Below are 14,513 nucleotides of genomic sequence, written 5' to 3'. Positions count from 1 at the left end.
TTACTATTGGCAGCAAAAAGAGAGGCCCATTTTTATATTGACTATGGTATCGAGTAAACCCTAGGAGATTACCATTTATACGTACAGCTTTTCTCGTATGGTGGAATTAAACAACTGATGGGTTTCCTTTGAACTGCACGGGCGTTTACTGTTATTCGATTTATTTGTGAGTTGGCCGTATCAACCTGCTGACCATCTGGAGCATTACTTTTTTTGGAACCAAGCGATTTAACTGAGAGACCAGGTAATTCTTACGCCCTGCAATCACATAAGAACGACTAGTCCCAAGTGAATGGAGCGCAACTTCTACGACATGTTCAGGAGTAACTTTCTTCCCGACTACTGCATCGTTGGTACCTAGCGCCTCGAAGAAGGCTGTTTCTGTTGAGCCAGGACACAAAGTAAGAAATTGCACACCTCGTTTTCGATTTTCTTCCCATAATGCTTGTGTAAATGAGAGTACAAAAGCCTTGGTTGCACCATATACAGCCATATAAGGATTAGGTTGAAATGCCGCTGTGGATGCTACATTAATGACAGCACCACTCCGGTTCTTCAGCATCTCTGGCAAAAATAAATGAGTAAGCTCTACGAGTGCTACGACATTGAGCATCATCTGATCATGGTTCCTGAGCAGGTTTTGTTCCTCGAAATATCCATGTGTAGCAAAACCAGCATTGTTCACTAATAAATCAATACTGCACCCTCGCTCCATACATTCATGATAAAGTTTTGCCGAAGCACCTGCCTGGGACAAATCAGTCACAATTACTTCTGTTTGGATGCCATACCTCTTAGTAAGTTTCTTGGCGAGTTCTGTAAGTTTATTCTCTGAGCGAGCTGTTAAAATCAAATGACTCCCTTTGTTTGCCAGTTCATGAGCAAATACTTCCCCTATTCCTGATGAAGCCCCTGTGATAAGCGCCCACTTTTCATTAACTTGTTTCATTCCATCCACCCTTTCAGTTGTCCATTTAATTAACAGAAACACTGTTTCTATTTAAAACCATTGTATCCTAAGTGGAAATTAATGTCTAGCTGTTTGACTAGCTATGTTGTATACAGTATAGTACAGTTGTGGAAACACTGTTTCTTTAAAATCCAAATGATTTGAGGGTGACATCACATGAGTTTCAAAACCTATAAGCAATCCAAATTGCAGCATGCTGAAGAACTTAAACTGACGATTGTGGAAGCCGCTGCAAAGATCCTGCAGGAACAAGGACCTGAGGCAGTCACTATCCGCAAGGTCGCTGAAAAAATGGAATGTTCGACGAAAATTATATATAACTTATTCACCAATAAGGATGGATTAATAAAGCTTCTGTATCTGGATGGATGTAAAATATTGTCGTCATCCTTCCAATCAGTAAACAGACAGGATAATATGGAATCTTGCCTTCGAGCTCTATGTGAAGCTTACTGGGATTTCAGCCGCAACTATTCGAGCTATTATCAGCTGATGTTCGGGGGAGCTTTTACTGAGTTTAAACCTGAGGAAGAAAGTATCCATGCTACCACTACAGCATTAGAGCAGTTCATTTTGGTTATTAAAGAGGCGATGGAAGCAGGCCTGATCTTGGAGAAAGACCCCCTGCAAGTTGTCCGTGTAATATGGGCATCATTACATGGGGTAATTCACCTTTATCTTGGAGGGCATATTGAAAATTTACAAACAGCAAAAGCCTTGTACGACAAATCCGTATCAAACCTCATTCAAACCTACTTGCAAAGTTCGAATGAGTAATAAGTTGAGGGGCGCAAAGGGACGGATCTGCCATTTCACCTACAGGAACACAGAATTCAGACATTCTGAAACAAGAGAACCGTCCCCTTGTTTTCCTTTTTTGTGTCGCACGACCCCCCTCCCCTTTCCTCTTCTCTAATTCTTTTAACCTAGAAAAATTAAATAAATAGTTGAAATTACCCTGCAATTGGTTAATAATGTATTGACGAACAGTTACAATAAACTTAGCTAGGGAGAAGGGGGAAGGTTATGAGAAATGAAAGGAATAAATTGATGCACTGGGTGGCTGGTGCTGCTATTTTGCTTGCCATCTTAGTGAACATTTTAGGGAGAAAGTTTCATTTATTTGATTTCTCACACGGTAGTGAAAGGTTTATTACTGCATCTGAAATAGAAGCACAATTTGGAAGCACACTTACCATCTTATTAATTATTCCGGTCGCACTGTACATACTAAGTCTTCTTTTGTATCGCAAGCATAAAAACCACCGTTTCATTCCATATTTACTAATGCTTGCTTTAACATTTGCTAGTATTGCAATTATATCCGGGGGAAGCGGAAGGGGAGAATTTCATTTTAGTGTGTTTATGATTGTAGCAGCTATCGGTTATTATCAACAAATTAAGCTTGTTATCATTATGACCATCATTTTTGCTGTCCAACATGTTGCAGGATTATTCTTTATCCCGGAGATAGTGTTTGGTGTGGAAGATTACATGTTCTCTATGTTTATATGGCATGCTGTTTTCTTAATACTTACTTCAAGTGCTGTTAGCTGGCAAATTTATAGTGGCAAAAAAATCGAGAAATATTATCAGGAAAAACAGCGAAATCAGCGAAAGATTATTATTGAAGAAATTGTTGGCAAACTTGCCACAACAACAGATCAACTATCAACAGTTTCTGATACACTATCCAACAGTACGAAGAATTCCTATAACGAAAGCTCCCAATTAACTAAAGTAATAGCAGATGTTTCCTCAAGTATTGAGCAGCAGATGAAAATTATGCAAGAAAACAGGGAGAGCATTACACAAATTAATGATGGGATCAAAAGTATTAATGACACAGCTCAAACGGTTGCCAAAGACTCCAATACAACTGCGGAAGAGGCTCACAATGGAAATGAATTGATTGAGCACCTGTTAAATCAAATGAAAGAAATTCACAACAATGTTGATGAATCTTATGAAAAAATAAAAGAACTTCTGCAACACTCTCAATCTATTGAGGGAATTATCGGTATTATTTCCGACATAGCTGACCAAACAAACTTATTGGCTTTAAATGCATCAATCGAAGCAGCCAGAGCTGGAGATTCCGGGAAAGGGTTTGCTGTTGTAGCTGATGAGGTTAGAAAACTTGCTGAGCAATCTTTGAAGTCCTCGACAAAGATATCCGAGATCATCCAGAAGATTTTATTAGAAACAGATCAATCTGTTCACTCAATGGAAAATGTCAAAAGCTCTGCAACAGATGGTTTAAAAATTGCCGAGAAGTCGAATAAGGTGTTCTCACATATTTCAGCAGCATCTAACCATGTAGCATCACAAGTGCAAGGAGTTTCATTGATAACTGAGGAATTAGCCCAATCTTCAGGAAAAGTTCACTCATCTATTCAGGAGATAACAGAATCAGCAAATCAATCTTTTACAAGAACAAAGGAAGGAATGCTATTTTCGGAGCGACAGCATGAATTAACAGAAGCTACATTTGATGTCTCTCAAAAGTTAAATAATTTAACTAGTGAGTTAGAAGATGTGATTCTAACACTTAAAAGTGAGATTAAGTAAGAGATGCAGCAAAGGGCGTTTTTTGATGAGGATAGAAAAGCAAAAGAGATCGTTCAGATGGGAAAGGGTTGAGGAGGCCTTTTCTCCTCCTTATTTCCATGTTTAGGTTCACTAGGTTAATAGTGGTGTATTCAGAAACATAAAGCGAGCCTTCTCCAAGCCAACTCTTCCATTAATTAACAAAATCAAGTGCAACAATGTTTTGTATAAAATATTCAAATTTTATGTAACCATTACATAGACATACTATTAAAAACTTACTCTATCGTATCTCTTTTACTAACCGTCACATGTTCTCTTATATCTTGTAAAGCATCATTCATCTTAAACATCAAAATTAATAATTCACAATAAATCCGAATCACCAGCGGTCCTAAAATAATTGTTAAAAGTCCAGTAAATACTTGAAAGCCACTGCCGTAATAGGAATTAAAACCTGCAATCATTGTGCCTAGACCAGTTAGTACGGTTATAGCTAACCCAATCCAGAATACCACTTTAATAATGGTAGGTGTAATCATCTTATCAAAACTTAGAAATTTCTGTATCAAATTATTCAACTCCAAATATATTTCATACACGGACATTGCTGCACTTAATTTTATCAATTAATTCAATTCCCTGCTAAGTTTGAAAGAAATTACTGAGCATAACTTCCTCATTCTAAAAACACTAACATCCATCATACATATATCCTATAAATATATCAACAATTTGGTAAATATCGCTATAGTTCTCGGGTGAAGTGGCTGATACACCAAAAGGGACGGTTCTCGTTCATCATGAGACACTTGAACCGCCCCTGTTTTTTTTTTGGATTAACGGATATAAAATTCAGAAAGCTGGTCATCTGTTAACGGGTAGCCAGGTTTATCTTCAAAACCCATTATATATGCTTTTAATTTATCGCCATCTGAAGCATTAACCGTTAAATCAGTTGTGAAGGTGACCGTTTGTGTATCTTCCAATGTATTATCAATCTGCTCATTTGCGTATGCCGTCCCTTTTAATTCTTCATTGGCCGTATAAACTTCGACTATCCCTCTTCCATATGTGGAAAGGTCGCCTTGCTTTGTTACAGACATAGATAATATGTTACCATCTTCCTCTAATTCTACATTGTCTATAGCTAACGGATATTCATTAGCCTGGGCTTCATATGGCTCAGGGTAAGCACTATTTGGTGCAGGCCCTAAATCTGTAATAGAAGAAGGAACAATATATGGCATTTCGTCTCTTGCGCCTTCCAATACATCAGCTAACACTTTTGCTTGCGGTGTGGCGGGATCGTCCTTAATGATCGCATTTGCACCATCGATGAACATTTTAGCAAAATGATCTACACCAGCATCATTTGGATGGGTGCCATCTACCTCTCCACCTTGTATTGCTCTAAAGTAATAATCCGTACTTGAAGCTTTTCTGCCCAAAATTTCGCAAAGCTCTGAAAACCATGCAAGGGAAGGTGCATTAAGATCTACAAAGGCAATATTTTCCGCACCTGCTGCAACTTTTTCTTCCACATATTGTTTTCCAATTGCAGAAAAGCCTTCTAAAGTGGAAGTCCATGTGTTTGTTGCTGGATCGTATTGATAAGCCCTGTGCCGATCTACCGGTCCTACTACAATGAAATTCGCTCCCTTGTCGCGAACATAATCATAATAATAGGAAATACCATTATAATAACCTTCCGGGCCGTCACTTTTATGGTTATGTCCAAACTCAAAAAAGACACTATCACCAGGTTTTATTCGTTCTTTAAACTGATCAAAATGCGGCTTACTGCTGTAGGCATTTAATCCGCTTTCCGCATGATTCGATACCGCAATCTCCGGTCCTACATATTTGGACAGCGCTTGCCCTACACCGGAGTAATTTTGCAGTCTGAAATAAGGAAGTGGTGCTAATTGGTCATTCACTGTGGAATCACCAAGAACCCAAAGTGTTTTCCCATGTTTCTTCTGTTGAATCCTGGCTGAAGAAATGGCTGCATTTTCACCACTGACAGCAATATTCAGCATCGTATCTTCATATGTCCCTGTTACTTTGGAGTACGTGTTTTGGACATTGACATTAAATTCATAGGTCAAACTAGTGCCGGCTGGAATAACCCTTTCTGTTAAATGAAACCGTCTTTTTTCAGAAAACAAATTGACGATAGCATCTTTGTTTTGATCTGCCCCAGTTAATGTGACTTTTACTTTGTAATAAGTATTTGGGGGGACATTTACGGCAAAGCGGATTGGCATACCTGGATCTGTTACCGCTACTGCATCATGTTTCGCATTTTTTGGATGAGGCTTGGAAACATTCTGCAGTTTTATCTCCTGCCCTTTCTGCATCACAAAGCCGTCACTTCTATTATCCTCCTTATAGCCATCAGGGCCCAATCCCAAAAACCCGTATCCATTTTCTTTTGTATATGCTAAATCAGAAGGTACGCTTATATAACCATTTGTCACATTTTCTGCAGACCCAAAGTCAAACTTCCATGTTTTGGGTTCTTTTGTTGAGGAAGTACTGAAATTAAGCGGAGCACCAAAACCATCTGTGTGTTCATTATTATGTGCAGTCATATTTTCCAAACCCTCTTCCCCTCTGTCTATCGTTTCAAAATTGCTACCACTATGATTTGATGAGATGTAATAACTTTCCGACTCTGAAGCAGCATCAGCCTGAATAGCATTTATATTCCCCGCTGCTACAAGCATACAGCTAACAATAAGTATGATACTTATTTTTTTCAATTAATTACTCTCCCCTCTTCCATTGGCAGTTCTGATCTTATTTGTTTAACAGGATGCCATGGCAATTTGTATGGACATTCACCTCCTTTAATTTATCGTGGTGAGAGATCTGGTACTCCATCCCCTCCTCGTATTCAAGCAGGAACTATTCCATTGACCTGGTGTTCAGACCTGGCAAACATCGTGTCAAAGGCTCTCAGTGAATAAAACATGCTCTTATGTATGAGATTAACGATGAAGTATGATAGCGATTACAACAATATTATTATAATGCGAGCAGCAAGTTATTTCATTGACTAGTATTGTCAGTTTATCTAAAAAATTTATCTGAGAGGTTTTGTCGCCTGCTTCCCGGCCACTCCATTGATTTATATTTGTATTCGTTACCAACCCTATTATATCAACAGGGAACCACAATATAAGCATTTCCAATTACCATTTTTTCCACAAAAACCTTTACGGAACCTTTACACTAGCTTTATTTCGACAAAATATTTATGCCTTATACTGTTGATTGTGAAGGAAATGGTTCACGTTTTTAAAATATGAAGGAAATCCAACTTTTGAGGAGTGATTAGAATTTCAAAAAAATATATATGGTTTGATTTAGGCTACACACTTGTCTATTTAAATCGAGAAAAAAAGTATCAGGAACTGCTGGAGGATTTCGGGGTCAAGCTTCCCATTGCTAATATAGCTCTTGCCTACCATTTAGCAGACAAATACTTTATGAGAGAACATCCCGGATTGCTTGGTAAAAAGCGAGAGCTGTTTATGCTCGAATACCACCGAACATTACATAACTACTTAGGCATTGATCCTATAGAAGAAATGTTACATCCAGACGGAAAAGCGGAAACTGGCAAACCGGATTGGAGAGCTTTTCCTGATACGCTTGTCACATTGCAAAAATTGAAAGAAGCTGGATTTCAAGTAGGTCTGATCTCCAATTGGGACAACACTGCCCGTGAGGTCTTAAAGCAAACAGGCATTGTCCATTATCTAGACAATACAGTGATTTCCTCTGAAATCGGGATTGAAAAACCAGATGAGCAAATTTTCCTTCATGCTTTTCAAGAAGCAGGTGTTTCCCCCGAGGAATGTTTGTATGTTGGCGATAATTATTATGATGATGTTGTCGGAAGCAAGAAGGTGGGAATGGATAGTATTTTGATTAATCCTTATGGCAACAAAGGCATTGAAGAATTATCTAATGTGGAGACAATCAGCAATGTAAAAGATCTCTATGAGAAAGTTACTGTTCTCGCATGACAACAATATATGATCAGTTACAAGAACAATTCCATTCCCTTAGCAGCTCACAGAAAAAAGTCGCACATTTTATTCTCGGCAATATGGAAGAAGTAGTCGTCCTATCTGCAGCTAAAATTGCAGAGATTTCAGAGGTTAGTGAGGCAACTGTTCACAGGTTAGCCCAAACCATCGGCTGTAAAAGTTTCTTAGAGATGAAACAGGAGATTCACTCGTATAATTGTGCGGATAACAGAGCAGTAAAGAACTTAATGGCTACAACCGTTATGCAAGAGGATACATGGCTTGAGCAACATTTCGTTCAAGAAGTAGACAACCTTATCCTTACAAGCAGAGAGTTAAGTAAGAAAGACATTAACCAAGCAGCCAGGAAATTAATTGAAGCAGAGCACATTTGGATTGGCGGATGGCGCATGAGTCTCACAGTCACCTCCTACATGCAATTTGTTCTGAAGTATATGCTTGGCAACAGTCAACTGATCCCACAAGGTGAGGTAGCAGAATATACAGCAAACTTCCAACAGCAAGATGTTATTTTTGTCTGTGCCTTTCCAAGATATGATTATCAAATAATCAAAATACTGGAGATTGCCAGAAAAAAAGGCTTGTATGTTATCGCATTGACAGATTCACCATTATCACCTGTATGCAATTATGCTGACCTCAGTCTGTTTGCAAAAAACAAATCAAAAAGCTTCCTGGATTCTTATACCGCTGCCGTTTCGATCTGTAATGCGATTGTGAATGAAATATCCTTTATAGGAGGTGAGCATGTTAAGTCAAACATTTTAGAAATGGAAGACTACTACAATATTTTCAATACAAAGTATAAGTAAAACGTCTGGAGTGAGAAGGTGGAATTAACAACAATAGGATATTGGGGCGCATACCCAGAGGCAAATGAAGCTACCTCTTGCTACTTAGTCCAAGAAGATGATACGAACATTTTACTGGATTGTGGAAGCGGCGCTCTCGCAAAATTACAAAATCAAATCAAACTCGAAGAGCTGGATGCCGTCTTTATCAGCCATACCCATACCGATCATATGGCTGATATTTACAGCCTGGAGTACGCCATGTTGATCAAGACACAATTAGGTATCCGAACAAAACCACTAGATGTATATATCTATTCAGAAGATATCGATGCCCTATCATTTGAATACCCGGAGATTATGCGGATACACCAAATTGATTTGTCGGCTTCGATAACAATAGGTCCATTACAAATTACATTCGCAGACAATCTTCACGAAATCCCTTGCTGTGCAATGAAAATTGTCAATGAAAAGAAATCTGCATTGGTTTATACCGCAGATACAGGCTATACAGACAAGATCGTGGAGTTCGCGATGGATGCAGACTTACTTTTAGTGGAATGCAGTTTTTATCAGGCACAACAGGGAGTTGTGAAAGGACATATGAATACAACAGATGTTGGTAACATTATCACTCGTTCCAAACCAGCGGAAGTAATTATCACACATTTCCCCCATTTTGGACAAATCAGCAAGCTGGCAGATGAAATTTATACGATATGTAATAAAAAAGTACAAATGGCATGTGAAGGTTTATCCATAACAATATAATTTGGAGGTCTTACCAATGAGAAAAAGTTTGTTTACTGCATTATTACTTGTTTTTACGATTGCTTGTGTTTTAGTTGGTTGTTCCGATTCACAAAATTCGGAAGGTAACGAGGCTAGCGCAAAAACGCCTGAAAGTGAAGCAACAGATACGAATGAGAATTCACCAAGTGTTGTCCGAATTGCCATGAGTACGGAAATAGACAATCTGGATCCGTATCAGTCTGCAGCAACGGATACAGGATCCATGATGGATAACGTGTTTGATGGATTGCTGGATACAGATGAAGCTGGTGAATTAGTTGGTGCTATTGCAACGTCCTATGATATCTCTGATGATGGCTTAACTTATACGTTTACATTAAATGAAGGTGTGTTATTCCACGATGGTACAGAATTAACATCTGAGGATGTTCTTTATTCTTATGAAAAGTTAGCCGGGTTAAATGGCGGAGAGCCGATCGTCTCACAATTTGAAGTGATTGAATCGATTGAAACACCGTCAGATTATGAAGTGGTCATTCATTTAAAAGAAAAAAATTCCGCATTTTTAGCAGCCAATATTCGTGCCATTGTCCCTGCTGGATATGAAGAGCAAAGCACTGAGCCAATAGGTGCTGGTCCGTTTAAATTTGCCGAGTATAAAGTTGGACAGGAATTACGTCTAGTGAAAAATGAAGATTATTACAACCTAGAAAAAGTACCGCAAATAGATGAAGTACAGTTCAAAATTATGCCTGACCAAGAATCTTCTGTTTTAGCAATGCAGGCTGGAGAGATTGATGTGATACCAGGTATCACACAACAAGCACTTCTTCAACTAGGGGACTCTGTTAACACTGTTTCAGGCCCTCAGAATATGGTGCAGATCCTTGCATTAAATAATGATGTAGAACCATACAGTGATGTGAAAGTACGTCAGGCGATCAATTTAGCTATTGATAAAGATACAATTATTGAGACAGTTTCTGAAGGTAATGGGACAAAATTAGGTTCCAATTTCAGTCCTGCAATGGAATTCTATTATGAGTCAGGATTAGAAGATTACTATGCAACCAATATCGATGAAGCAAAATCACTTTTAGCAGAAGCAGGATACGAAGAAGGTTTCCAAATGGAGCTTACCGTGCCATCTGATTATCAGTTCCATGTGGATACTGCTCAGGTTATCGCGGAACAATTGAGTCAAGTCGGCATTGATGTAGAAATCAAAATGATTGAGTTCAGTACATGGTTGGAAAATGTGTATGAGAATGAACAATATGATACTACTATTATTGGTTTTACCGGAAAGCTTGATCCATATGAAATTTTAAGAAGATATGTAAGTGACTATGGCAGCAACTTCATTAACTATAATAATGCAGCGTATGATGCAATCATCGATCAAGCGTTAGCTGCAACAGATAAGAATGAAATAGCGGACTATTACAAAGAAGCACAACGAATGCTAACAAAAGATGCCGTATCTGTATTTATCTCAGACCCGGACCGTACGATCGCTATGAGAGGTAACTTGGAAGGATTAAAAATGTATCCCATTCAAAAATTTAATTTAGAGGATCTACAATTCACGGAATAGTAATAGAGGAGGCTTGACAGTGAGATATGTTCTTTACAAACTAGCTACCTTTGCTGCAACTATTTTATTAGTATCCATGATTATCTTCTTTGTCTTCCAGCTGTTACCTGGTAATCCGGCGCATATTATTCTAGGGATAGAGGCAGAAGAAGCGCAAATTGAACAGTTGGAGCAACAATTAGGGTTAGACAGACCACCTGTTGAGCGGTATATTGATTGGATTTCCGGTCTTTTTCAAGCAGATCTTGGGGAGTCGTTAAAATACAGGTTACCAGTTAGCGAGATTTTAATCGATCGAATACCCGTCACGTTTTCCCTGACGATTCTTTCACTTACCCTTACCATTGCTATAGGTATCCCTTTAGGTATATTGATCGCCCGAACAGAAGGGAAATGGATTTCCGTTCTATTGTCTGTCATTACACAACTCGGCATTGCGATACCATCTTTCTGGTTTGGATTTATCATCATATTGGTTTTCGGTGTCATTTTAAATCTATTTCCGACCTATGGGTATGTCCCATGGTCGGAGGATTTCTTTGGAGCTTTACGGTCCCTGTTCTTACCTTCCTTGGCAATTGCGATTTCCAATATTGCAGTGATTATCCGTTATCTACGAAACACGATATTAGATCAGTCCAAAATGGAATATGTTCGAACCGCGAGATGCAAAGGATTGACAGAGAGAAAAATCATGTATGGCCATATTTTACGTAATGCCTTAATCCCTATTATCACGATTTTAGGTTTAACGATTGCAGATACATTAGGTGGCAGTATCATTATTGAAAATGTGTTCGCACTTCCGGGATTAGGAAATCTATTAATCCAGTCTATTACTTCAAGGGATTTCCCGCTGGTTCAGTCGATGGTTCTATACATTGCGGTACTTGTTATTTTTATTAATTTTATTGTCGATCTTCTGTACAGAGTGGTAGATCCGAGAATTAGAACGAAAGGGTGAGAAGATGAAACAGTTCAAGAGCATACCATTTATGATTGGCATTATCCTTGTTATTTTCTTAGTGACGATGATGTTGATAAGTATATATTATACGCCGTACGGACCTAATGAAATGAATCCAGACGTTCGGCTGTCTTCCCCTTCCTTCTCACACCCGTTTGGAACAGATAATTTCGGCAGAGATGTATTAAGCAGAGTAATGGAAGGCTCGCAAACTGCTTTTATTATTGGAATTTCTTCCGTTTCGATCGGACTATTTTTCGGCTTTATCCTAGGGGCTTGTGCTGGATACTTTGGCGGATGGATTGATGAAATAACGATGCGCTTTATTGATGCCATGCTTGCTTTTCCCGGGATTTTACTCGCCATTATGTTAATTTCTGTGTTTGAACCAGGAATGAAAAATACTGTCATTGCATTAGGGATTATGAGTATTCCATCATTCGCGAGAATCATTCGCAGCAGCTTCATACAGTACAAATCTTATGACTTTGTAAAGGCAAGTATTGCAAAAGGTGCCGGATCATTTCGGATTATTTTTCATCATATTTTGCCAAATGCCGTATCACCCATTTTAGTTGCAGCATCTTTAAGTTTTTCTGGTTCGATATTAGGTGAATCTGGATTAAGCTATTTAGGTTTAGGTGTACAGCCCCCAGACCCAAGCTGGGGGCGCATGCTGAAAGAAGCACAGCCATTTATTACATCAGCACCATGGTACGTAATTATCGTCGGAATCATTATTACCATTATGGTACTCGGTTTTAATTTACTAGGAGACGGGATCAGAGATAAACAAGATAAAAAAGCGTAGGGGGATTAAGAAGTGGCTACTCCATTATTATCAGTAGAGAATTTAGATGTTGCATTTCACTTTAAAGACAATGACTATCATGCCCTAAATGATGTATCTTTCTCCGTGTTTTCTAATGAGGTGCTGGGGATTGTCGGAGAATCGGGATGCGGGAAAAGTTTAACCTCCCAAGCCATCATGGGAATTCTGCCAAAGAATGCGAGTATACAACAAGGAACAATTGCATTCAATCAGAAGAATCTGGTAAACATGAAGGAAAAAGAGTGGCAGAAAATCCGAGGTGATGCCATTTCCATGATATCACAGGAACCGATGACATCCCTTAATCCTTTGCTGACAGTGGGAAAACAAATTGGAGAAGTATTGAAACAGCACCGTTCCTGTTCGAAAAGCGAAAGGAAAGAAAAAACCATTTCTTTAATGAAAGAAGTCGGCCTGCCAAGGGCAGAAGAGCTTTATAAGTCATACCCCCATCAACTGTCAGGCGGGATGCGGCAACGAATCGTTATAGCCATTGCGCTTATTGCTTCCCCGCAGTTAATTATTGCTGATGAGCCTACAACAGCATTGGATGTAACGATTCAAGCACAGATTTTAGAACTATTCAGAGATATTAAAAACACAAGAAACAGTTCACTCATTTTCATTTCACATGACTGGGGAGTTATTCGCCAAATTTGTGATCGGGTGGTTGTCATGTATGCCGGCCGTGTTGTCGAGCAAGGAAAAGTTTCCGACATATTATATGAACCAAAGCACCCCTATACAAAAGGATTAATTCAGTCGATTCCAGATCATACCAAAAGAGGCGAGGAATTGTATACAATCCCCGGCACAGTGCCAGGCTTGAAAGAACGCAAGGGCGGCTGTCCGTTTGTTGATCGTTGTTCCCACCGGATGGATGTCTGTCATACAATCTCCCCTGAAGAAGTACACTTAGAGAATCAATCTGTTTCCTGCCATTTATACGCAGAGGAGGAAGTAAAAAATGTCAGCACCATTAATAGAATTAGATGATGTACATAAACATTACAAGCAAAACCGAAAAAGTATTTTTTATCATCCTCCTGTTGTGAAAGCGATGAATGGTGTTTCCTTTACACTAAAAAGAGGAGAATCATTTGGCTTAGTTGGGGAAAGCGGCTCTGGCAAATCAACAACAGGACAGGTAATTTTACAATTATTAAAACAAACAAGCGGCTCCATTAAGTATAAAGGGAAAGATGTTACAACATTTACGAAAAAGCAATTAAAAGAATGGCGAAAGAATGTACAAATTGTGTTTCAGGATCCCTATTCTTCACTCAATCCGAAAAAAACGATTGAATGGATTCTTCATGAGCCATTAACCATTCATAACATTGGCGATAAAGCTTTCAGGGATAAGAGAATTCTGGAAACCATTGAAGATGTCGGACTTGATGCATCCTTTTTAGATCGATACCCCCACCAGCTTAGTGGCGGGCAAAGACAACGGGTTGCCATCGCATCTGCTCTTATACTAGAGCCTGAATTTATTGTGATCGATGAAGGTGTATCTGCATTGGACGTCTCTGTTCAGGCCCAGATTTTAAATCTTTTAAATAAGCTTAAGGATAAGTACACATTGACATACTTGTTTATCTCCCATGACCTGAATGTTGTTCAATATTTTTGCGACCGTATTGCCATCATGTATTTAGGTGAAATTGTCGAAATGGGAAAGACGGAACATATAGGTGCAAAGCCGAAGCATCCATATGCAGAGGCATTATTTTCAGCCATCCCGCACATGGAGTCTGTTCAGGGACATGTCCCATTGAAGGGGGATATCCCAGATCCGAGCAATCCGCCTCATGGCTGCCCATTTCATACCCGCTGCGTGAAAGCGACGGATATTTGTGCAGAAGTCAGACCACAACCTGTTCAATGGAACGAAAGTTATCAAGTAAAATGTCACCTGTACAAACAAGCAGAAAAAGTAAAAGTAACAAGTTAACAATCATGCACCCCCGAGGAGGATGGTAA

14 protein-coding genes are annotated in these 14,513 nt (G+C 39.0%); 10 read left to right on the top strand and 4 right to left on the bottom strand.

The genetic code is table 11. The features are described 5' to 3' along the window. Positions 1–160: 160 nt before the first annotated feature. Complete coding sequence (locus ACFOY7_RS05645) at positions 161–949, bottom strand: SDR family NAD(P)-dependent oxidoreductase (protein WP_390250250.1); 789 nt, start codon at positions 947–949, stop codon at positions 161–163. Between the two features lie 177 nt (positions 950–1,126). On the opposite strand from ACFOY7_RS05645, the gene ACFOY7_RS05640 reads away from it, so the two are divergent. After that, the gene (locus tag ACFOY7_RS05640; RefSeq protein ID WP_390250248.1) at positions 1,127–1,747 is read left to right on the top strand and encodes a TetR/AcrR family transcriptional regulator; all 621 of its coding nucleotides are present in this window, start codon (positions 1,127–1,129) and stop codon (positions 1,745–1,747) included. A 249-nt stretch (positions 1,748–1,996) separates the two neighbouring features. Then, positions 1,997–3,541 carry a methyl-accepting chemotaxis protein gene (locus tag ACFOY7_RS05635; RefSeq protein ID WP_390250246.1) on the top strand — a complete coding sequence of 515 codons (1,545 nt, stop codon included), beginning with the start codon at positions 1,997–1,999 and terminating at the stop codon, positions 3,539–3,541. A gap of 257 nt (positions 3,542–3,798) precedes the next feature. Here ACFOY7_RS05635 and ACFOY7_RS05630 read toward each other — a convergent pair whose 3' ends face one another. From ACFOY7_RS05630 to ACFOY7_RS05620, 3 genes are all read right to left on the bottom strand, one after another. Then, positions 3,799–4,092: a DUF4282 domain-containing protein gene (locus tag ACFOY7_RS05630; protein ID WP_390250244.1), complete on the bottom strand. Its 294-nt coding sequence runs from the start codon at positions 4,090–4,092 to the stop codon at positions 3,799–3,801. 267 nt (positions 4,093–4,359) lie between these two features. Beyond that, positions 4,360–6,288, bottom strand: a complete 1,929-nt coding sequence (locus ACFOY7_RS05625; RefSeq protein WP_390250242.1) for an SGNH/GDSL hydrolase family protein — start codon at positions 6,286–6,288, stop codon at positions 4,360–4,362. Positions 6,289–6,516: 228 nt separating this feature from the next. After that, positions 6,517–6,714 (bottom strand): hypothetical protein, encoded by a 198-nt coding sequence (locus tag ACFOY7_RS05620; RefSeq protein ID WP_390250240.1) that lies wholly within the window; start codon positions 6,712–6,714, stop codon positions 6,517–6,519. Between the two features lie 144 nt (positions 6,715–6,858). Between ACFOY7_RS05620 and ACFOY7_RS05615 the strand changes: the two genes are divergently transcribed. Genes ACFOY7_RS05615 through ACFOY7_RS05580 form a run of 8 tightly spaced genes read left to right on the top strand, consistent with a single transcriptional unit; the run spans position 6,859 to position 14,484 of the window. After that, complete coding sequence (locus ACFOY7_RS05615) at positions 6,859–7,560, top strand: HAD family hydrolase (protein WP_390250238.1); 702 nt, start codon at positions 6,859–6,861, stop codon at positions 7,558–7,560. After that, positions 7,557–8,396, top strand: a complete 840-nt coding sequence (locus tag ACFOY7_RS05610) for a MurR/RpiR family transcriptional regulator (protein WP_390250236.1) — start codon at positions 7,557–7,559, stop codon at positions 8,394–8,396. Before ACFOY7_RS05615 ends, ACFOY7_RS05610 begins: the two co-directional genes overlap by 4 nt. Positions 8,397–8,414: 18 nt before the next feature. Next, positions 8,415–9,149 (top strand): MBL fold metallo-hydrolase, encoded by a 735-nt coding sequence (locus tag ACFOY7_RS05605; protein ID WP_390250234.1) that lies wholly within the window; start codon positions 8,415–8,417, stop codon positions 9,147–9,149. A gap of 16 nt (positions 9,150–9,165) precedes the next feature. Next, on the top strand, positions 9,166–10,728 hold the full coding sequence (locus ACFOY7_RS05600; protein ID WP_390250233.1) for an ABC transporter substrate-binding protein: 1,563 nt from the start codon (positions 9,166–9,168) through the stop codon (positions 10,726–10,728). Between the two features lie 19 nt (positions 10,729–10,747). Beyond that, complete coding sequence (locus ACFOY7_RS05595) at positions 10,748–11,692, top strand: ABC transporter permease (RefSeq protein WP_390250231.1); 945 nt, start codon at positions 10,748–10,750, stop codon at positions 11,690–11,692. A 4-nt stretch (positions 11,693–11,696) separates the two neighbouring features. Further along, positions 11,697–12,506, top strand: a complete 810-nt coding sequence (locus ACFOY7_RS05590) for an ABC transporter permease (protein ID WP_390250229.1) — start codon at positions 11,697–11,699, stop codon at positions 12,504–12,506. A 12-nt stretch (positions 12,507–12,518) separates the two neighbouring features. After that, positions 12,519–13,523 carry an ABC transporter ATP-binding protein gene (locus ACFOY7_RS05585; RefSeq protein ID WP_390250227.1) on the top strand — a complete coding sequence of 335 codons (1,005 nt, stop codon included), beginning with the start codon at positions 12,519–12,521 and terminating at the stop codon, positions 13,521–13,523. Next, positions 13,495–14,484 carry an ABC transporter ATP-binding protein gene (locus ACFOY7_RS05580; protein ID WP_390250225.1) on the top strand — a complete coding sequence of 330 codons (990 nt, stop codon included), beginning with the start codon at positions 13,495–13,497 and terminating at the stop codon, positions 14,482–14,484. Before ACFOY7_RS05585 ends, ACFOY7_RS05580 begins: the two co-directional genes overlap by 29 nt. Positions 14,485–14,513: the final 29 nt, after the last annotated feature.

The sequence above is a fragment of the Gracilibacillus xinjiangensis genome (genome assembly GCF_042651765.1).
Classification (GTDB): domain Bacteria; phylum Bacillota; class Bacilli; order Bacillales; family Amphibacillaceae; genus Gracilibacillus; species Gracilibacillus xinjiangensis.
This window is presented reverse-complemented; position numbering and strand designations above follow the sequence as displayed.